This window comes from Sphingobium sp. CR2-8, from assembly GCF_035818615.1.
Taxonomy (GTDB): Bacteria; Pseudomonadota; Alphaproteobacteria; order Sphingomonadales; family Sphingomonadaceae; genus Sphingobium.
In genome coordinates this window covers 799,339-818,610 of the sequence record NZ_JAYKZY010000001.1, presented here as the reverse complement: position 1 = coordinate 818,610, position 19,272 = coordinate 799,339, and the positions used below count along the sequence as shown (strand labels likewise).

Below are 19,272 nucleotides of genomic sequence, written 5' to 3'. Positions count from 1 at the left end.
CGGAGAGTGTCTCCATATAATGTACTATCGTCCTTTTAAACAGGGCGGCATCTGCGCACGGACCGAGGACATAATGACCCGACAAATGATTATCGGCATGCATCTGGGCAATGGATACGGCTCCTTGCCCGGCTCATGGCGCATGGCCGGGGTCGATCCTCTAAGCTATATAAGCTTCGACGCAAAGGTCAGGCAAGCGCAGGCCGCCGAGCGGGGCAAGCTGCATTTCCTTTTCCTGCCCGACGGTCCCAGCGCCGTGGCCGCCGACATCGAACATGAATTGCCCGGCTTCAACCTTGACGTCATGATGACGCTGGCCGCGGTCGCTCGCGGCACCGAGCGGATCGGCCTCGTCGCCACGGGTTCGACTACGTTCAACGAACCTTACAATCTCGCGCGGCAGTTCAAGGCCCTCGACATAATGAGTCACGGACGGGCAGGCTGGAACGCCGTGACTTCCGCGGGTGAGGATGTCGCTGCGAATTACGGCCTGAAGATCCCGTCGAGCGGGGATCGCTACAGCCGCGCTCATGAGATGGTCCAGCTCGTGCAGGCGCTATGGGGCAGCTGGGGCAAGGACGCCTGGGTGCACGACCAGACGTCTGGCCAGTTCGCCAGGACGAGCGAGGTCGCGCCGATCAATCTGGGGGGACGGTTCGTCGCCTCGCGCGGACCGCTTTACATCCCACCCTCGGAACAGGGCCAGCCCGTCGTCTTCCATGCGGGCGGAAGTAGCTCGAACGCCCTGAACCTTGCGGGCCGCTTCGCCAGTGCCGTCATCGGCGCGGCGTTCACCATCGAGGAAGGGCGCGCCCACCGTTCCGCGTTCCGCGATGCTGCCAAACGCGCCGGGCGCAATCCGGACGAGATCAAGTTCATCGCGGGGTTGATGACCACCATCGCCGACGACAAGCGCACGGCGCTCGATCGCCGCATCACGCTGACCGAACGGGCTTTCCCTCAGCGTGCCTCGTATCTCCAGCAGATGCTTGGGGTACGGATCGATCTGGTCCGGCTCGACGAACCATTGTCGCCGCAGCAGCTTGCTGTCGCCCGTCCATCACCCGGAGACCCGCGTTCACTCCGCGCGCTGGCGGTCGCGCGTGAGGGCTGGTCCGTGCGCGATATCCTCGCGCATGGCGTGATCGATTATCAGCCGGTCGTGGCCGGACCGCCAACCGAGGTCGCCGATCACATGCAGGAATGGTTCGAAGCCGAGGCCGCCGACGGCTTCTGGGTGTCGCCTGACGTCTACGCAGACGGGCTCGATCCCTTTATCGACTACGTCCTGCCGATCCTCCAAGATCGGGGGCTGTTCCACCGGGACTACGAGGGCAGCACCCTACGTGATCATCTGGGCGTGCCCGGCCAATATGGAATCGATCCGCGCGTCTCTCGCTGACCCACCCACCTCTTACCAAGATAGGATATGGACATGAAGATCGGCATCATCGGCGCAGGAAATATCGGCGGTACAATCGCACGAAAGCTGGCGGCCGCTGGCCATTCGGTGAAGCTGGCGGGCGCGAAGGGACCTGACGACATCCGCGACAAGGCGGCGGAGATCGGCGCGGTCCCGGTCACAGCGCAGGATGCGGTCAAGGACGTCGAGGCGATCATCCTCTCGATTCCGTTCGCGCAGATCCCCATTGTTGCCAGCGTCTTGACTGACGTACCGGCCGGCGTGGTCTTGATTGACACCGGCAACTACTATCCTTTTCGCGACGGAAACATTGCGGACGTCGATGGTGGCATGCCGGAAAGCGTCTGGTCAAGCGAGCAACTGGGCCGGCCGGTGGTCAAGGCGTTCAACGCGGTTCTTGCGGAAACCCTCGACAGCGCGGGCACGGCAGAGGGTACGGCCGGCCGGATCGCGGTCCCCGTCGCGGGCGATGACGGGCACGCCAAGGCCATTGCGAGCCGTCTGGTGAACGAAACTGGCTTCGATGCTGTGGATGCAGGCGATCTTGCAGGGTCCTGGCGCCAGCAGCCTGGCACCCCCGCCTATTGCACCGAACTGACGCTGCTTGAGTTGCAGGATGCCCTGTCTTCAGCGGACAAGGTCCGCGCGCCCCTTGACCGCGACGCGCTGATCAAGAGTTTTATGGAGGAGAATTCCCCTATCAGCCACGAGCAGATCGTCGCGCGCAACCGCGAGGTCACGGCTCCGAAGTGAGCCTTCGATCCGAAGGGAGGCAGCGCGTGCCGCGATCGTACGATTTCGTCGTGAACAGAAAGGCGCAGACATGAAAATCGAAATTCTGGGCTGCGCCCACATAGACAGCACTCTTGCTGAAAGCTGGGCGCAACCGGCCAGGAAGTGAAAGTCGCGAATTCGCGTGGACGAACACGATCGACGCCGATGCGCTGTCCACAGGCGCCCGCGCGGTCAGGAAAAGATGAGGCCGTCAGCGATGTCGAGGTGCTGATCCCTTCGGTACCCTCCGCCGGCATCGCGCATATCTTGGAGATCGCCGGTGAATGTCCCAAACGCTCGCACCGGATCATCATCGGCGTTCGGATTTATGGCCGCCATATGCATGGTCGATCCAATGTCGATGGCAGCAGCGCGTGGATTGACCATGGACAACGCGCCGGATTTTGATCGTTTCATTCCAAGTCCTCCTTCAAAACAGGAGGGTATGGGCGATGCTAAACGTCATCTTCCTAACCGGGATCGCCGCAGAACGGCGTCACCACTCTCAAGTACGCAAACACCCACGGGCCACGTTTTTTAACGGGGTATCATGCCTCCAATAAGCCATCGGCCGCGACCCTCCCGACCGCACCATAGCACGACCCGTTTCTACCGCGCACAGGCGGGCTCAGCCGGCGACGGTTTTTTAGTATGTCTCTTTCCGCCTTCAGCTTGGCCACTTCGCGGCGCAGCCGCTCTGAACCGCACCGGGACTGCCGGAGGCCATTCAGCTTAAATTATGCTGCCATTGGCGTGTCGTCCAGCATGGCGTAGTAGCGCTCCTCGGCTTCGGCAGGCGGGATATTGCCGATGGGCGCGAGCAAACGCCGGTTGTTGAACCAGTCCACCCATTCGAGCGTGGCGTATTCAACGGCTTCAAATGATCGCCAGGGTCCCCGCCGATGGATGACCTCGGCCTTGTAAAGACCGTTGATCGTTTCAGCCAAGGCGTTGTCGTAGCTGTCGCCAACGCTCCCGACCGACGGCTCGATTCCTGCTTCGGCAAGGCGCTCGGTATATTTGATCGAGACATATTGGCTGCCGCGGTCGCTGTGGTGGATCAGGCCACCGCGATGGACAGGGCGTCGATCATGGATCGCCTGTTCGAGGGCATCCAGCACGAAGCTGGCATGCGCCGTCCTGCTCACCCGCCAGCCCACGATATAGCGGGCGTAGACGTCGATCACGAAGGCCACGTAGACGAACCCCGCCCAGGTCGCGGACGTAAGTGAAGTCCGACACCCACAGCATGTTCGGCGCAGGCGCATGGAACTGACGGTTGACCTGATCGAGCGGACACGGCGCTGCCTTGTCGCCGATCGTCGTCTTCACCGGCTTGCCCCGGATCACGCCCTGTAGGCCCAGATCACGCATCAGCCGTTCAACCGTGCAGCGGGCAATATCGAAGCCCTCGCGCTGCATCTGGCGCCACACCTTGCGCACGCCGTAGACCTTGAAGTTGGCATCGAATACGCGCCGAACCTCGGGCTTCATTGCCTCGTCGCGCTGGGCACGCGGAGACAGACGCGTCGGATCGCGTCGCTGCGCCACACGCTCATGGTAGGTAGATGGGGCGATCGGCAGAACCCGGCAGATCGGCTCGACCCCATACTCACTCCGATGCTCATCAATGAAACTGGTCATCGCTTGAACCGGCGGTCGAGCTCCGCCTGGGCAAAATATGCGGAAGCCTTGCGCAGGATCTCGTTGGCCTGCCGCAGCTCACGGTTCTCGCGTTCCAACGCCTTCAGGCGCTCTGCCAGTTCGGTGGGAACACCAGCTCGCTTGCCGCTGTGTCGACGGCACAGTAATTTTCCCGGGAATGGGCAGAGAAAAATTGCCCACTTTGCGGTTTGAGGTTCAGGAGCCGGGCATCGGTACACCTCCATCTTTTGGCGGTCGCCCGCGGCGACGAGCTTCTGTCGGCGCCGGCGGCGTGATCCGGGCGGTCGAGCGCACATGCTCGGGTAGTAGGTCTGCATGTCGCCTGAGGCGATAACTCGAGCCATCGATCTGGATGACGATGGCGTGATGCAACAGGCGGTCGAGCAGCGCGGTGGCGACGACGGGGCTGCCGAAGATTTCGCCCCATTCGGCAAAGCCTCGGTTCGAGGTGAGGATCATCGCCCCTTTTTCATAGCGCGCATTGACCAGCTGGAAGAACAGATTGCCACCTCCGGGTATGACCGGGAGGTAACCGATCTCGTCGACGATCAGCAAAGATGGCCTGCAGTAGAAGCGGATCCTCTCGCGCAGCGAGCCCTCTCGTTCGGCCTTGGCAAGCGCACCGATCAAGTCCGCAAGCGTGATGAACGAGACGCTTTTGCCGGCTTTGACGGCTTCCAGGCCAAGTGCGCTGGCAAGGTGGCTCTTGCCGGTGCCGGGCGGCCCCAGCAGGTGGACGACCTCGCAGCGCGCGACGAAGTTCAGTTCGGCCAGCGCCAGGATGCGGGCTTTGTCGAGCGAGGGCTGGAACGAGAAGTCGTATCCGGCGAGGGTTTTGACAGTATTGAGCCGGCCCATCCGCAAAGCGGTCCGGATCCGCCGATCCTCGCGGAACGTCAGCTCCTCGAGCAGCAGTTGTTCGACCAACTCCAGCCCGGTGATCTCGCCGCGATCGAGGCGGGAGACGCAGGTGTCGACGACCTCGATGGCGCGCGGCATTTTGAGGCCGACCATACTGATCTTGACGCGATCAAGCAGCGACGCTGTTGGATCAGGAAGAAGCGAGTTCATGCTCTTGCTCCCGATGCCGCCAGTTGCTGACCGATGGCGGCGTAGAAGTCGAGTGAGCGGCGCGTGACCAGTTCGCCGGTAAAGCCATGCGGAACCGGGTTTTCCTCTTTAGGCCGATATTGCCGCCGGTGGCCTTCCAGCAGCGAGCGTTGTCGCCGTCCCTCGAGCAGGGGATGTCGTGCGATCAGCCGATTATCTTCGAAGATATGGATTTCGTCCGCCAGGCTGTGAACCTCGACCACGCGCCGTCGTGTCGCGTCAGGCACCGAGTAATAATTGCCGCCGACGCTCACCATGCCTTCATGACTGATCCTGCGTTCGAGCTTGAGAACCGCGCCGAACGGGATCAGAGGCAGGAGCTGCAGTGTCGGCTGCTCTTGGGCGAACGCCTCGTTGACAACACGACCGGTGGAGGCGTGAACACGCGGGTTGGCGACGTTGCCAAGCCAGTTTACGAACTGGAGGTTGAGATCATCGAGATCGCGGAACGTGCCGCCCAAGAAGAAGTCTTCACGGATGTAGCGGAACGGCCTCTCCACCTTGCCTTTGGTTTCGGGCCGATAGGCGCGGCAGGCTTTTGGCAGAAAGCCATAATGGTGAGCGAACTCGCCGAGCGTCCGGTTGTAAACGACGCGACCATCCTCATCCTCGCCCAGAACGGCTGTCTTCATACGATCGTAGAGGATTTCGCGCGGCACGCCGCCGATCGCCTCGAACGCGGCTCTGTGGCACGCCAATACGGTCTGCATCGTTTGACGCTGGGCGAAGCGCGCCCAGATCAGCCGGGAGAAGCCCAGCACCATCGAGAACAACCACACGATCTGGACGCTGTCCGGCGCGCTGGTAAATCGCACCCGGAACTGAGCAAAATCGACCTGTGCCTGTTGCCCGGGCGGCGTCTCGAAGCGTACGGCGAAGGGGCTGCCGCCGCCTGCCGGTCGCAATGCACGCACCGTATCGCGGACGGTGCTATAGCCGCCGGTGTAACCACGCTCGCAAATCTCGCGCAAAAGGCGCCGCGCGCTCAAACCCGGATAGGCATCAAGCCTGGACCTCAGATAGTCCATCCAAGGGTCAAGCAAACGCTCGCGTGGCTGCCTGGGTCCGTAGGTCGGCACTTCGATGCCTTGCGCAATGTATTTACGGACGGTCTTGCGGTCGATCCCGACCTGGCGGGCGATAACGGCCACCTTCAGACCTTGGCGATGTAAATCCAGGATCATTATCAGATCTCCAAGCTTCTTCATCGTAGCGCGCCTCCCGTCAGGAGGATCATGCCCGATATTTTGCTTTGGCCCTTGTCCGGGGCTCGCCCCGGACAAGGGCCAATCAGAAGAAGTGGGGAATTTTCAAATGTCCGTTCCGGGGCATTTTACTCCGCCATCAACATTGGGAAATCGGCCGCTTGCACAATAGCGTCGGACGTTCGTGCAGGACTAGAGCATCACGGCATCACGCCTGACGCGTTTTGGCAGGCGAGCACGCCAGAATATTCAACCGGAAGTTCCACGTTTTAATCAAGGCCCCCGGGGGCAGGTCACCGGGAAGATTTTGCCTGGGCTTAGGCCCTTGTTCCTTTTCTGCTCCGGTTCGACACCGACGGTAGCGCATCGACCCTTTTTCGCCATGCGATCAGTGACGAATGTCCGGTCATAAGAGGTAAGCCGATCAGGTCCGCAAAAAGAAAGCTGCAATAAAGTGTGATATCCGCCATCGAGAAACGCCCACCTGCCAGATAGGGCTGGTTTGATAACAGACTATCGAAATATGCCAGATTGGCGACGGCGTAGAAGCCGCGCCTTTTACCCCATTCCTGAGCGCCGCCCCATTCCGGCATGCGCCACGGACGTAATGCAAGGCCAAGGCGTGGTGTGCCGTAGTGAAAATAGTCGTCGATCGGATCAATCACCATCATCTCTGCCCGCCGCTGCATCATATGGATAACGTCTTTTTCCTTCGGCGTCTTTCCAGTCAAAATCGGATTGCTATCGAGATTGTCGAGATATTCGGTGATGGCCGTCGATCCCGAAATTATGGCTCCATCATACAGTTCCAGGATCGGTATCTTTCCCATCAGGTTCATTGCGAGGAATCTTGCTTGCTTAGGCTCTTCATAAGATCGGAAAGCGAAGCTCTGTCGAGCGTAAGCGGTAAAAATCCCCCACGTGGCCTTGGGAGCGGTGCTGTCATCTGAGTGATCAGGCGGCGCTTGCGATGCTGCTTAGTTCGAACGAAGCTTGGGCGGCGTTGGCATCGAGCCAGTTGTACGGCAACAGATCGTCGATGGGATCGGTGTCTGCGCGGGTGATGATCCGGGCCAGGACATCGCAGAGATAGGCGTAGGGATTGACGTCCAGCATCTTGCAGGTTTCGACCAGCGAGGAGATCGCTGCCCAGTTTTCGGCGCCGAGTTGGTGGCCGGTGAAGAGTGCATTTTTTCTTTGGAGAGTCACCGGCCTGACGGCCCGTTCGGCGGCGTTGTTGTCGATCTCGATCCTGCCGTCGTCGAGGAACCGGGTAAAGCCCGCCCAGCGCTTGAGCGCATATTTCATCGCATCGCTCGTTGCCGATCCAGCCATCATGCGCGGTGCGGTGGCGGCGAACCAGGCATGGAGCTTGTCGACCAGTGGACGGGTTCGCTCCTGCCTGACGGCAAGGCGTTCCTCGGCCGCGCGCCCCCGGATTTCCTTCTCGATGCGATAGATTTCGGCAATGCGCTGCAAAGCGTCCTGCGCGACCGGGGCATCGCTGCCTGCATCGACGAAGCCGCGTCGCAGGTGAGCCCAACAAAAGGACTTCGTGACGCCGGCGTCGGCGCTATCATCCTTGCCGAACTGGTCATAAGCCTGCCAGGCATCGACCTGTAGGATGCCCTGGTATGACCCTAGCAACTGCCTGGCCCACATTTTTCCGCGTCCCGGCATATAGGTATAGAGCGCCAGAGGCGGATCGACGCCGCCATGAGCGCGATCGTCGCACACTATGACCCACATGTAGCCGGTTTTCGTCTTGCCCGTTCCCGGTGCCAGCACCTTGACCGTAGTTTCGTCGACGAACAGACGGGCACGGGCAAGCGCATCGGCGCGCATCCTGTCGGTGATCGGCATCAGCGCAGCGATGCCGCGACCAACCCAGTTCGCCAGAGTGGCGCGGCTGATCTCGATGCCTTGCCGGGCGAAGATCTTCGACTGACGGTAAAGCGGCAAGTGGTCGCAATATTTGTTGATCAGAACATCGGCGATCAGCGCTTCGGTCGGCAAGCCGCCCGGCACGACATGTGCCGGTGCCAACGCCTGGCGAACGCCGTCGCTACAGCAGCGGCAGGCATAGCGGGGTCGGATCGTCACCATCACACGATGCTGGGCCGGGATGATGTCGAGCCTTTCGGACCGGTCCTCACCGATCTTGTGTAGCGCCCCGCCACAGGCACATTCCAGGCTTTCGGGCTCGATCACTGTCTCGAAGCGCGGCAGATGCGCTGGCAGTGATGCGCGCTCGGCATCCGGAGCCCGTCGACGACGCGGCCTGAGGCCATAACGTTCGGCCTCCTCGGCGGTCTTGTCCTGCAAGCCATCGGCTTCGCCAAGGGCGACGCCCTGGTCTTCCAGCGTCAATGCCAGTTGATCGACCGGGAGCTTTTCCGAACGCTTGCCGAAGGTCGAGCGGTTGATCAGCTTGAGGATATGTTCAAGCCGCGCCGCGCGAGCGCGCTCGGCCAGCACCATCGCCTTGAGCTGCTCCACATTATCGGGAAGCTCGTCATATCCAGCCTCCGGGCTGGTCTCGAGAGGGGGTTCAGGATGCGCCGCCACGCCCGTATTCTAGCCGGTTTCGCACGGCTGGGAACACCCCTGCGCCAGACAAAATCAGGCGTGCGATCTACTGTGCATGAAGTGGTTTTGGCACGCGCGGCACATGCATGCGCGACCAGTCCAGCCCCTCGAACAACGCCGAAGCCTGGGCCGCCGACAGCTTCATCACGCCGTCTCCCGGTCGGGGCCAGCGGAACTTCCCATCCTGCAACCGCTTCGTCACGAGTACGAGCCCGGTGCCATCCCATAGCAGGAGTTTTATCCTGTCTGCCCGGCGTGCCCGGAAGACAAAAAGCATGCCTGAGAATGGGTCGAGCCGCAGTTCCTGCTGCACCAGTGAGGCGAGGCCTACCATGCCCTTCCTGAAGTCCACGGGCTGGGTTGCAACCAGCACCTTCAACGGCCCGGGCGGGATGATCACGTGGTCACCCGCGCGGCCAGGAGCACCCGCTCGATATGGTCGGCATCGACGTGCGACGGGATGCGGATCGACAGCCCGCGGGTCTCGATGACGATCTCACCGCCACTCCTCAGGCTCGCGGGCAACGATGACACTGAGGGCGCCGGTGGCCCGGAAGATGGCGGCGGTACGGGAGGTGCAGCCGGGTCTTCGATCACCGCGGGAACAAAGGCCATCCCCTCGGCCCGCTCTCGGAAACGCCCTCGCCAGTTATAAAGCTGTTGCGGGAGCATGCCATGACGCCGCGCCACCTCAGACACATTCGCTCCCTGCTTGAAGCTCTCCTCAATGATCCGCGCCTTCGCCGCCGGAGTCCATCCACGGTTGCCATTCGACAAGGGAATGACATCAAGACGCTCGGCCTTGCCTGCCCTCTCAGCCCTTTCAGTTTCGAAACCCGTTTCGAAATCACCACTCATCGCAACCTCGCAAATGCAAGGCGCACTACTTACCAAATCGCCAAATCATGAAAATGTGGGGGATTTTTACCGCTTACTGTCGAGCCGGCCGGGCTACAATAAAAAAATTTCAACGTTCATCGTCGGAAATGATATTGTCATGCATCTACTATGCATCGACAAGGTGTCTCCTGAAGGGGTGAAGCGCTTGGTAGGATGCCGTAGCGATATCATCGCATGGGTCGGGAGCAACATCGTTCCCTACGAAGGGGATTTGCGCGCTTGGCTCCGCCGTCGGTCGCTGCCATCCCAGGATATCGATGACATCATCCACGACGCCTATCTATGTATCTCGCAGTTGTCAGGCGTGGATCACATCCGCAATGGGCGAGCCTATCTATTCACAACAGCTCGATCGGTGATGCTTCGTCGCGTTCGCAGGGACCGAATAGTTCGGATAGAAAGCCTGACGGAGGTTGAGGCAATGACGTTGCAAGATTCTGCCCCTGGCCCAGAACGGCAGGCCAGTGCCCGACAGGAACTGGCGCGCGTCGAGCGGCTGATCGCTGCGCTGCCGGACCGTTGTCGCGAGATTTTTCACCTCCGGCGCATAGAAGGAGTACCTCAGCGCCAGATCGCCGAACGCCTTGGTCTAGCCGAACATATTGTGGAGGCGCAGGCCATTCGGGGACTGAAGCTCATTATGAAAGCCATTGCGGAAGAAGAAGGAGGGGGTGTCCAAATCACGGGAAGACGAAGTGAGCAACATGCAACGAAGAACCAAGATGACTGATGACTGCGCAGCTTCTTGGGCTATCAAACTCGACGCTGGTTCCTTGTCCACAGACGAGGAGGCGGTACTGTCTGCTTGGCTCGCAGAAGATCCTCTCCACCACGGCGCATTGTTGCGCGCTCAGGCAACCTTAGCCTATCTTGATCGCGGACGGGCGCTCGCGGTCAGCAGTGAATCTGCAGAACCGCCAGCTATGATTGAAGGCTTACCGCATCCTGATCGCCGACGGTTTCTGCAATTTTCGGCCGGGGCTGCAGCGTTGACTGCCGGAGTTGGTTCAATGTTCGTTTTGCCTCGCCTGCGGCGGAATGAATTGCGCACGGACTTAGGCGAGATACGACGCGTGCCGCTCGCCGACGGATCCGTGGCGGTCCTCAATACCGCCAGTCGGCTCGCCATCACCTTGGAACCGCGACGACGTACCATTCAGTTGGAGAAGGGCGAGGCCTGGTTTCAGGTGGCGCACGACAAGTCGCGCCCTTTTGTGGTTGAATCCGGCACAGTTCGTGTTCGTGCCGTCGGAACTGCATTTGCTGTACGCCAACATGCTGACGGAGCCGATGTTCTTGTCACTGAAGGCGTCGTTGAAACTTGGATTGACGGGCATGAAGAGGCCCGCCGCCGACTAGCGGCCGGTTCTCGCTCTTTCGTCGACGCAGCCGTTATTGGCGCTACTTCGCCCATTGATAGCAAATCACAGGATGTGGAGCAGGCCCTGGCGTGGCGCGGTGGAGAGATCGTCGTGGACGGACAAACTGTCGACTATGCCGTGGCGGAACTCAATCGCTATAATCGTCAGCAGATCGTTGTCGGCGACCCGTCGATCGGCCGTGAGCGCCTTGTCGGCTATTTTCGGACAAACGATCCAATGAAGTTTGCGGACGCTGTTGTTGACATGACTGGAGCGCATGTCGTGCAACGGGAAAACGAAATTTTCATTATGCGATAATCGCTGCTCTTCGATGGCATTGGTCCGTCTCGATATGTCTATCTATCCCCAAATTTATGCCATGAGTGCAGATACCTATTTTACAAAAATATGAAAAAATAAATGTCCCCCGTCGGAAAGGGCCGCGCCGTGCATCACAGCAATAAGGAAAGGCGCAAAGACGCGCCGCCGGCATGGGGGACATATATGAGCATCTCAATAGCGATGATCGCTGCTATTTCGACGCAGCCTGCTTTAGCCGAAGTTCGAAATTTCTCCATCCCTGCTCAACCGGCTAACTCGGCCATCGCAACTTTTGCAAAGCAGTCTGGTCGTCAGATACTGGCGAGCGAAGAGCTGGTTCGGGGAAAGCGCGCAAACGCTGTCGTGGGCAAGTTGGAAGTCGAAGCCGCGCTCCGGCGTTTGCTTGCCGGTACTGGCCTTGTTGCACGGCAGCCTTCCGATGCCACGGGTATCATTACGATCAGGCGGGCAGTCGCCCCTTCTCCCTCCAAGACGTTTGCGCCAGCTACACTGGCATCAGACGCAGACGGCGCGCCAAATGGCGATATTGTGGTGACGGCCCGGCGCCGGAACGAAGCGTCGATTTCGGCTCCCGTGGTCGTTAGCGGTGTTAGCCAGAGCGAAATCAACCGGCGCCATTTGACCCGTGTCGAAGAACTGAACGCCGTCATTCCACAGCTTCAGATTGGGCAAGGTTCGATCCAAGGAGGCAGCATCGTGCTACGCGGGATCGGTGCAAATGCTAACACGACGACCGCGGATCAAGGCGTCACCTTCAACATTGATGGTGCACAGGTCGCGCGGTCAAGTGTTCGTCGTATCGGCCAGATGGATCTGGCACAAATTGAAGTCCTCAAAGGGCCGCAAGGGCTTTTTTTCGGAAAGAACAGCCCAGGAGGTGTCATCTCGATGCGCACCGCGGATCCGACCGGCAAATTTGAAGCAAAACTATCCACGCTATACGAGTTTGTCGGACGCGAAGCGCAAATCGACGGCTTTGTCTCTGGACCAGTGACAGATACGCTTGGGGTGCGCATCGCCTTCCTGGGCTCGCATATGTCGGGATGGGAGAAAAATATTTACCCGTCCAGTGAGCCGTTCGGTGTTGCAAGAAGTCGTCTTCCGCACGATCGGGAGGCCGCCGGTCGACTGACGCTCAAATTTGATCCGTCAGACATGTTCGATGCGCGATTCAAGCTCAATTACGGAAAGGTCAAAAGCGCCGGCAATCCGTCGACACGGCAATATGTCTATTGCCCCTTCGCCATTCCCCAGCTGGCGCTTGGCGCTAATCGAGCATCGGAGACGTGCAAGGCCGACAACAAAGTCTCCTATACAGGCTTCGGGCCTAACTTTCAGAGGTTCGGCCTGAATGACGGTGATCCCGTGCTGGACCAGCAACAGCTTCTGAGCTCTTTGGAACTCAATTACCGGCCGTCGGATCTGCTTACCGTGACATCGCTCACAAGCCTGTACAAGGCTAAGATCGACTGGGTGTCCCCCTACCTATCCACTTCAGACGCTAGCCGCGTAATCGTTGGCGATTATCATATCGACCTGCGTGAGTTAAGCCAGGAACTGCGCCTGGCCAGCAGCTTTGAAGGACCGGTCAATTTCTTAGCAGGCCTATATCTTCAGGATACCAAATTTCTGTACGATTTCCAGGACGTTAGAAATCCAGACAACCCCTTCAAGATCAGCGGTGCTGATCTTAACCTTGGTGGCTCCCATGCTTCGATCTTCGGCCAAGTGCGGATCAATCCGATCGCAACCGTAGAGCTAGCTGGTGGCGGCCGGTATTCGTGGGAAAAGAAGGACGTCTCCTTCAAAAATGTCGCCAACATCCCGCTCCCGGCCGATCCGGATCGCACATGGCGGAATTTCTCGCCGGAACTGACCGCCGCATGGAGACCTTCCAGCAAACTGACTGTCTTCGCAAACTACAAGCGCGGATTCCTCAGCGGAGGCTTCACGCCAAGCGGTGCGCCCTATCAGCAACAAGTGACCAAAGGGGGAGAGGCAGGTGTCAAGGCACTGCTCTTTGGAAACCGGCTCCGGGCTAATCTGAGTGCGTACCATTATGTCACTACCGGATTGCAGGTGACTTACCTGGATGGCACGCAATTCGCCATCGCGAACGCCGGCAAGGGCACCGTCAAAGGCATTGAAGCCGATCTCAACTGGCAGACCAGCGTGGAAGGGCTGACGTTTCGCGGCGCGATCGGATATAACAATGCGCGCTACAATATTTACAACGCTGGTTGCTATCCCGGTCAATCGATTGCGGCTGGTTGCAACTCTGGGCTTCGTCCCACCGGTGCCTACTCGCTTCAGGATCTTCGCGGGCGCCCGTTCAACAATGCGCCGGACTGGTCTGGCAATGCCGGGATCAACTATGAGAGTGATGTGGGCGAACACTGGCGTCTGGGGCTTTCGGCCGACGCAAGCTACACGAGCAGCTATTTCACGGAATCAAATCTCGCACCAAGTAGCAAACTTGGTGGGTTCTGGATGTTGGACTCCAATATTCGGCTGACGCAAGGCGGCGGTCATTGGGAGGCCGCGTTGCTAGGGCGAAACCTGACGAACAGGCATCCGTACCAGTTGTCGAATTCGGTTTTGTTTACAGGCGGCCCTTCCGGAACGAACGGCCCGACATTCGATGCCGATCGCTACGGCATCGTCAATCGGGGCCGCCAAATATCTCTCCAACTCACCTACCGCTTCGGTGCCCAGTAAAACAGCTTGAGTGGCTTCAGCGCCAGCTTTTCAACGCAATTATAGGATCGACATCATGAAGCATGACAAAAATGCTAGCGAGGCGCAGATAGCGCATCTGGACACTGTGACGAGCGTTTCTCGCCGAACTTTGGCAGGTGGTCTCGCAGCGCTTGTGACCTCGTTTGCAGGAGCCGGAGCAAGCCAAGCAGCGAATGGTGATAAAATGGCGAGGCAATTTTGGCCACTTGCCACGGGCACCGACTATGCGACCACAGATTCACCCTATTTAGATCCCGATTATCCATCCATGCATTTCCCCCATATTTTTACCAGTCAGGGAAAAGTCGTTCAGTCCTTCATGTGGCTTGCCGATGGTCCCGGAGCAAAGGGGTGCGTGGTCCTTTCGCCACAACGCTATGGCGGCGATAGCCTCGATAGCCTTGTGCCGGCCTTAGTGGGCGCGGGCATCCATGTGATGCGCTTCAATCCGCGCGGCATGTGGGATGATAACCAGAAATATTCTTTCGTCACCGCGCTTGAGGATCTGTTTTCCGCCGTAGATTTCCTACGGCAGGATGGAGGTCGACATGTAGTGCCTCCCGGGACAGGTATTCCCCGTAGCTTCCAGGTGGATCCGGATCGGATCGCGGTGCTGGGGAAAAGCGGCGGCGGCGGCATGATGGGCTGGATCGGCGGCGCTGAAAACGCAAATCTCAATACCGTCATTACCGTTGGCCCTGGCATGTTGCCCGAACGGCCATTTTCAGCCAAATATGGTAAGTTCTTTAGTGATCTGAAACAATCCACCGCCGGACGGGTCGATCTCAAGGCGGAACTGGAAGCTTTGACCTCAGCGCAATATGATCGTTTCGACATGGTAAAGGCCGCGTCCAAGTTGGTCGACAAAAACGTACTGCTCATTGGTCATTCCAGTAGGGAATATGTTGAGTTGCATCACAAGCCGCTTGTTCAGGCAATGCAGAATGCTGGCGCAAAGCATTTTGCGCAGGTCATTCTAGAGGCAAATGATTATTACCTGACCGCACGGATTGCGCTGGCAAGGTCGGTGATCGCCTGGCTCAAGACGGAGTGCGGTTTTTAGCAGAGGCGGTTCAAACGGGACCTTGTGATCCACAAAGAGAGATGGGAAGCTGAAGAGAAGTCGAGCAATGAAAATGGTCCCTGTCCGCGTATGGCGTGCAGACTACACACGGACAGGGACCGTCCGGCTTCAAGCCGGAAAGCCTTGCAGGCTCTTTTAGCCGATGCAATGGTGGGTATCATTTGGCCGCTTGGGTAAGACTGTCCAATCGACAGGCATTGAGAGAGCGGATAGTCGCCTTGCCGTTGCGGGCGTAGGCGCTCCAGCGCAGCTGGCCGCCAGCGGGAAAGAAGCGATCGGTGATGGTGGTTTCGCCATTGTCAGCATAGACCTCGACTATCGATTGATCGACTGGTAGGCGTATCGTGAAATGCCTCTGCTCGATCTTAATCGGAGCATTGTGCCGATCCGGAAAAGCGTCGTGGAAATGCGGGCCTGACCGCGTTTGATCGACGAATAACTCTTTCACTGTCGGATTGACGCCGATAAGCGTGCGGTAACCCTGATCGATCGTCGGACAGCGCGAGCACGATCTGGTCCGCGCTTCCCGCATCGATGTCTGGTTGAAGCTCGACCGAGCCGCCCTCGACGGGAAGGGCAAATTCCTGTTGGCTCAGTATGAGGTTCTCTCCATGCACGGGGTCGCGCCGCAGGGATTCCACTTCGTCGACGGGAGCCTGCGCAATCCGGTATCCGGCCGGGGTCTGGCGTAGCGACACCGTGCGGGGCAGGGACATCAAACCCTCTAGATCTCGCGCGCTGACGTTGATAATCACCTTGAGGAGAAGCTCGAGTTTTAATGTCTATGGCTCGAATGTTGGAAAATCCCTTTTCAAGGCGATAGGATTTTCCAGCATTCGATGTAGGGCTTGCTTGGCTTGTTTTTTATCCAGATTTTTTCGCACTGATGCCCATCCAAGAAGCAGCTAAAGGGCAGTTTGGACGTGATTTCGCAGAGATTTCAGCTCCGGCGATTGTTGTGTCATTTCCATCGACGTAGCTCAGGCGACAGTTTCGGTATGTCACGTCATCTCCCAGAGGCGATGTTGTTCAGACCTCTCGCCAGGCTTCAAGATCATCGGGATAGTCGATATCAAGAGACAGGGTATCACGAACAATTTCTACGAAATCCATACCCAGGCGATGCGCTTCGGCGCGGTGCGCATGAAAACTTCCGACACCATATTGAAAGAGAAAACTCGATGCTTTGGGCAAAGGCAGGGAGAGCGCGTTGGTGCCTTGGCGTCCGCGATCAGGTGCGATCCCGAGATAGTCTTGGCGGACATGTAAGAGAGCCTCAATATCGGCCCGGCCGATGCGAGGCAAATCAGCGGAGATGAGCAACAGTCGTCCAACTCGAGAGGATATAGCCGCATCACGCGCGCTGGCTGCTGCAGCGTTGAGACCGCCTCCCGGATCAGGGAGCAGCTTTACAGGTGATGATAAGCCGTGAACAGAAGGTCCAAGCACCCTGACATTGTCGTCGCCAACCACGCTTCGAGCCGCTTCTACGACCTGTCCTAGCATGTCCCGCACCAGCGCACAGCGGTCGTTCGCGTTGAGAACAGTCGCCAGCCGGGTCTTGCAAGCGCCTGGCGCCTTGATCGGGATAACCACCCAACTATGCACGGCTGTCAAACAGCAATGCTGCGTGCCAGCTTCAACGCTTCGCTCGCTACTCTTATACGATCATCCAATGTCGTCATCAGTATGTCGGTAGCGCAGAAGGGGACTTCAAGATCATCCGCAGGGTCGCGCTCATCTATCAGGATCGCGTCGATAACATCATTGTAATGGCGCGCGATAGAAGAATTGCTGATTTCGATACCAAGTTCGGTCATGATCTTCGATGTCGGGCCTTTCACCGATTGACCGCCAACGATCGGGGATATGGCAACAACCGGCGCTTTGGCGCGCCTCAAGGCATCGACTATGTCCGGTACAGATAAGATGGGGTCGATGCTAAGCCACGGGTTGGATGGCGCGATCAGGATGCTGCTTGTCTTGGGACTGCAGATCGCCTCGATGACGCCGGGGGCCGGACGGGCCTGCTGCGCACCTGCAAATCGGACCGACTGAATAGGAGGCGCGCAACGTTGTTCGACGAAATAACGTTGAAAGCTCAAGTCCCCGGCATTGGTAGCAACATGGGTCGCCACCTTGTCGTCGCTCATCGGCAGAATTTTCGATTTCAAGCCCCAGCTGGTGGCAAACCGCTCGGTTACACAACTCAGGCTTTCTCCTGCACTAAGCCAGTGCGTCCGCAGTATATGTAACGCCAAATCCCCGTCACCCAAGAGAAACCAGTCTTCGGCGTCCAGCGACCTGAGGGCTTCCATGAAGCTCCAGGTTTCCCCTTCGCGACCCCAGCCCTGCGCGGCGTTCGATCGACCTGACAGGGTATATAGCAACGTGTCGATATCGGGAGAAATTGCCAAGCCCAAATGCTGAAAATCATCACCGGTATTTACAATGACGGTAATATCCTCCGGGGGCAAAACGTGAGTGAGGCCCAGAACGAGTTTGGCGCCGCCGACGCCGCCTGTCAGCACAAGCGTGCTCATGTGAAAAGATCCTCTTCAACCGGTCGTATCAAGGCAGATGCTCCCGCATTGCCGAGGGGGAAGGATACGCCACGCAGGAGCGCGGCTGGCACGCCCTCGGCGCCTTCACCCATCACCAATGTTGCAGCACTTGCAATCTGGTCTGCCAGAGCGATCTGCGTCACTTCAAGGCGCCGTCCATCGCGATCCTGTTCGCCACGTCGGTCTACCAGTGACGGCAGCCCTGCCGCACCGATTGCGATGCCGACCACGCCGTGACGCCACGGCCTTCCAAAGCTGTCAGAAATAACGATGCCAACACCAGGGATGTCCCGATCCGCAAGCGACTGCAGCAATTCAGCAGCAGACCCGTCAGGGTCTACCGGAAGCAGTAATGCTCGCTCCTCATCGCCCGGTCCGATATTGGATTGGTCAATGCCGCTATTTGCCATCACATGACCCAGCCGGTGCCGCGTGATCAAGACATGAGGTACCGCCCGCACAATCCCGCTGCTTTCGCGCAGAATGAGCTCTACTAGTCGAGGGTCTTTTCGGGTCGAAGCTGCCATGGCCTTAGCCTTGGCACTTACCTCTACCGACGCGAGAGGAACCGAACGCCCCTCTGCCTTGGACAGGATCTTTTGCGTCACGACCAGGACATCGCCCGCCTTGAGTGGCCATAACCCTAGCGAAACCAGGCTTTGACGCAAAAGCGCGGACAAATTTTCGCCCTCTTCGACCTCGGGCAGATTATCTAATGGATGTATAGATATCATGATGAGCAGGGCCAAATCCGGATCAGAGGCGAAGTCGATTCGAAAAGCGATATTGAACGTGAAGATGGCGGCTTGAAATGAAGTGAAGCGACCAGATTTCATAGCCTGCCTGTTACAGGGATGTTGGCACCTGTGACAGCAGACGCCGCGTCGGAGAGCAGGAAGGCGATAACCTGGGCAAGCTCGCGCGGAGCTACCCACTTACCCACATCGGCTTCACCCATGTCCGATCTGTTGGTTGGGGTATCGATGATCGAAGGCAAGACCGCGTTCACCCGAACACCCTTCTCTTTCAGCTCTTCGGCGAGCGCTTCTGTAAGACGGGCGACACCTGATTTGCTTGCTGTGTACGCGCCCATGCCGAGCCCTGCCTTGAGCGTTGCTGCAGCACCAACATTGACGATCGCGCCTTTGGCGGAAATGAGCGAGGGGAGGAATGAACGGCTGCTATGTAGGGCGGTCATCACATTGATCTTGTGAAGAAATTCCCAGCTGCTCGGACTACCGTCTCCGATGGTTTCCCAACGAAATCCACCCGCGATGTTGACGAGACCATTGACCGGCCCGCTGCCAAGGATCCTGTCGGCCGCGGCCTGGGCGCCCTCAGCCGAAGTCAGATCGACCGATCCAATGAAATTTCCGGCAAATTCAGGTGCCTGACTTGAAAGGTCAATTCCGGTAACGTCATTGCCCTGTTCGATGAGGAAGCGTGCAACGGCATCCCCCAGAACGCCGGCGGCTCCTGTCACAACAAAATGGCTCATGAACATTCTCCTAGAACG

Annotated in this window: 18 protein-coding genes, 1 pseudogene and 1 other annotated feature; of the genes and pseudogenes, 6 read left to right on the top strand and 13 right to left on the bottom strand. The window is 58.6% G+C overall.

What is annotated here, in order from left to right; translation table 11 throughout:
- The first annotated feature begins 85 nt into the window (after positions 1 to 85).
- A complete protein-coding gene (locus U5A82_RS03440; protein WP_326288626.1) occupies positions 86 to 1,402 on the top strand; it encodes an NtaA/DmoA family FMN-dependent monooxygenase in 1,317 nt (438 codons plus the stop codon).
- A gap of 33 nt (positions 1,403 to 1,435) precedes the next feature.
- Positions 1,436 to 2,176, top strand: coding sequence for an NADPH-dependent F420 reductase (locus U5A82_RS03435; protein WP_326288625.1), 741 nt, complete (start codon positions 1,436 to 1,438; stop codon positions 2,174 to 2,176).
- A gap of 213 nt (positions 2,177 to 2,389) precedes the next feature.
- Here U5A82_RS03435 and U5A82_RS03430 read toward each other — a convergent pair whose 3' ends face one another.
- From U5A82_RS03430 to tnpA, 8 genes and pseudogenes are all read right to left on the bottom strand, one after another.
- Positions 2,390 to 2,614 carry a hypothetical protein gene (locus U5A82_RS03430; protein ID WP_326288623.1) on the bottom strand — a complete coding sequence of 75 codons (225 nt, stop codon included), beginning with the start codon at positions 2,612 to 2,614 and terminating at the stop codon, positions 2,390 to 2,392.
- 320 nt (positions 2,615 to 2,934) lie between these two features.
- Positions 2,935 to 3,996, bottom strand: a pseudogene (locus tag U5A82_RS03425) (IS3 family transposase); the annotation flags it as partial.
- Positions 3,767 to 3,883, bottom strand: a sequence feature (AL1L pseudoknot). It overlaps the preceding pseudogene by 117 nt.
- A 61-nt stretch (positions 3,997 to 4,057) precedes the next feature.
- The gene (gene istB / locus U5A82_RS03420; RefSeq protein WP_291551347.1) at positions 4,058 to 4,933 is read right to left on the bottom strand and encodes an IS21-like element helper ATPase IstB; all 876 of its coding nucleotides are present in this window, start codon (positions 4,931 to 4,933) and stop codon (positions 4,058 to 4,060) included.
- Positions 4,930 to 6,180 (bottom strand): IS21 family transposase, encoded by a 1,251-nt coding sequence (gene istA / locus U5A82_RS03415; RefSeq protein ID WP_326288618.1) that lies wholly within the window; start codon positions 6,178 to 6,180, stop codon positions 4,930 to 4,932. Before istA ends, istB begins: the two co-directional genes overlap by 4 nt.
- A 314-nt stretch (positions 6,181 to 6,494) precedes the next feature.
- Positions 6,495 to 7,091 carry a glutathione S-transferase C-terminal domain-containing protein gene (locus U5A82_RS03410; RefSeq protein WP_326288803.1) on the bottom strand — a complete coding sequence of 199 codons (597 nt, stop codon included), beginning with the start codon at positions 7,089 to 7,091 and terminating at the stop codon, positions 6,495 to 6,497.
- Between the two features lie 40 nt (positions 7,092 to 7,131).
- Positions 7,132 to 8,658, bottom strand: a complete 1,527-nt coding sequence (gene tnpC / locus U5A82_RS03405; protein WP_326288792.1) for an IS66 family transposase — start codon at positions 8,656 to 8,658, stop codon at positions 7,132 to 7,134.
- 154 nt (positions 8,659 to 8,812) lie between these two features.
- Entirely contained in the window at positions 8,813 to 9,166 is a 354-nt protein-coding gene (tnpB, locus tag U5A82_RS03400) for an IS66 family insertion sequence element accessory protein TnpB (protein WP_278391367.1), read from the bottom strand.
- Positions 9,163 to 9,543 carry an IS66-like element accessory protein TnpA gene (gene tnpA / locus U5A82_RS21685; protein ID WP_442802137.1) on the bottom strand — a complete coding sequence of 127 codons (381 nt, stop codon included), beginning with the start codon at positions 9,541 to 9,543 and terminating at the stop codon, positions 9,163 to 9,165. The genes tnpB and tnpA overlap by 4 nt, the downstream gene beginning before the upstream one ends.
- On the opposite strand from tnpA, the gene U5A82_RS03385 reads away from it, so the two are divergent.
- The 4 genes from U5A82_RS03385 to U5A82_RS03370 all read left to right on the top strand — a co-directional run bounded on the left by U5A82_RS03385 (position 9,494) and on the right by U5A82_RS03370 (position 15,171).
- Positions 9,494 to 10,396, top strand: a complete 903-nt coding sequence (locus tag U5A82_RS03385) for an RNA polymerase sigma factor (RefSeq protein ID WP_326288617.1) — start codon at positions 9,494 to 9,496, stop codon at positions 10,394 to 10,396. The two genes, tnpA and U5A82_RS03385, sit on opposite strands and share 50 nt — an antisense overlap.
- On the top strand, positions 10,371 to 11,345 hold the full coding sequence (locus U5A82_RS03380) for a FecR family protein (protein WP_326288802.1): 975 nt from the start codon (positions 10,371 to 10,373) through the stop codon (positions 11,343 to 11,345). Before U5A82_RS03385 ends, U5A82_RS03380 begins: the two co-directional genes overlap by 26 nt.
- A 186-nt stretch (positions 11,346 to 11,531) precedes the next feature.
- On the top strand, positions 11,532 to 14,087 hold the full coding sequence (locus U5A82_RS03375) for a TonB-dependent receptor (RefSeq protein ID WP_326288616.1): 2,556 nt from the start codon (positions 11,532 to 11,534) through the stop codon (positions 14,085 to 14,087).
- A 55-nt stretch (positions 14,088 to 14,142) separates the two neighbouring features.
- Complete coding sequence (locus U5A82_RS03370) at positions 14,143 to 15,171, top strand: alpha/beta hydrolase family protein (protein WP_326288615.1); 1,029 nt, start codon at positions 14,143 to 14,145, stop codon at positions 15,169 to 15,171.
- Between the two features lie 178 nt (positions 15,172 to 15,349).
- Here the strand turns inward: U5A82_RS03370 and U5A82_RS03365 are convergent, their stop codons facing one another.
- From U5A82_RS03365 to U5A82_RS03345, 5 genes are all read right to left on the bottom strand, one after another.
- Complete coding sequence (locus U5A82_RS03365; protein WP_326288614.1) at positions 15,350 to 15,724, bottom strand: GH32 C-terminal domain-containing protein; 375 nt, start codon at positions 15,722 to 15,724, stop codon at positions 15,350 to 15,352.
- A gap of 497 nt (positions 15,725 to 16,221) precedes the next feature.
- Positions 16,222 to 16,800 carry a 2-phospho-L-lactate guanylyltransferase gene (cofC, locus tag U5A82_RS03360; protein ID WP_326288800.1) on the bottom strand — a complete coding sequence of 193 codons (579 nt, stop codon included), beginning with the start codon at positions 16,798 to 16,800 and terminating at the stop codon, positions 16,222 to 16,224.
- 5 nt (positions 16,801 to 16,805) lie between these two features.
- Positions 16,806 to 17,735 (bottom strand): 2-phospho-L-lactate transferase, encoded by a 930-nt coding sequence (gene cofD / locus U5A82_RS03355; protein ID WP_326288612.1) that lies wholly within the window; start codon positions 17,733 to 17,735, stop codon positions 16,806 to 16,808.
- A complete protein-coding gene (cofE, locus tag U5A82_RS03350) occupies positions 17,732 to 18,592 on the bottom strand; it encodes a coenzyme F420-0:L-glutamate ligase (protein ID WP_326288611.1) in 861 nt (286 codons plus the stop codon). Before cofE ends, cofD begins: the two co-directional genes overlap by 4 nt.
- Complete coding sequence (locus tag U5A82_RS03345) at positions 18,589 to 19,254, bottom strand: SDR family oxidoreductase (protein WP_326288609.1); 666 nt, start codon at positions 19,252 to 19,254, stop codon at positions 18,589 to 18,591. The genes cofE and U5A82_RS03345 overlap by 4 nt, the downstream gene beginning before the upstream one ends.
- Between the last annotated feature and the right edge of the window lie 18 nt (positions 19,255 to 19,272).

Coding starts and splice junctions, on each gene's coding strand:
- cofE (WP_326288611.1), bottom strand. CDS start 18,592: ATGAAATCTGGTCGCTTCACTTCATTTCAAGCCGCCATCTTCACGTTC.
- istA (WP_326288618.1), bottom strand. CDS start 6,180: ATGAAGAAGCTTGGAGATCTGATAATGATCCTGGATTTACATCGCCAA.
- U5A82_RS03375 (WP_326288616.1), top strand. CDS start 11,532: ATGAGCATCTCAATAGCGATGATCGCTGCTATTTCGACGCAGCCTGCT.
- cofD (WP_326288612.1), bottom strand. CDS start 17,735: ATGAGCACGCTTGTGCTGACAGGCGGCGTCGGCGGCGCCAAACTCGTT.
- U5A82_RS03430 (WP_326288623.1), bottom strand. CDS start 2,614: ATGAAACGATCAAAATCCGGCGCGTTGTCCATGGTCAATCCACGCGCT.
- U5A82_RS03345 (WP_326288609.1), bottom strand. CDS start 19,254: ATGAGCCATTTTGTTGTGACAGGAGCCGCCGGCGTTCTGGGGGATGCC.
- U5A82_RS03385 (WP_326288617.1), top strand. CDS start 9,494: ATGATCCGCGCCTTCGCCGCCGGAGTCCATCCACGGTTGCCATTCGAC.
- U5A82_RS03435 (WP_326288625.1), top strand. CDS start 1,436: ATGAAGATCGGCATCATCGGCGCAGGAAATATCGGCGGTACAATCGCA.
- istB (WP_291551347.1), bottom strand. CDS start 4,933: ATGAACTCGCTTCTTCCTGATCCAACAGCGTCGCTGCTTGATCGCGTC.
- tnpC (WP_326288792.1), bottom strand. CDS start 8,658: ATGGTGCTGGCCGAGCGCGCTCGCGCGGCGCGGCTTGAACATATCCTC.
- U5A82_RS03380 (WP_326288802.1), top strand. CDS start 10,371: ATGCAACGAAGAACCAAGATGACTGATGACTGCGCAGCTTCTTGGGCT.
- U5A82_RS03365 (WP_326288614.1), bottom strand. CDS start 15,724: ATGCGGGAAGCGCGGACCAGATCGTGCTCGCGCTGTCCGACGATCGAT.
- U5A82_RS03440 (WP_326288626.1), top strand. CDS start 86: ATGATTATCGGCATGCATCTGGGCAATGGATACGGCTCCTTGCCCGGC.
- U5A82_RS03370 (WP_326288615.1), top strand. CDS start 14,143: ATGAAGCATGACAAAAATGCTAGCGAGGCGCAGATAGCGCATCTGGAC.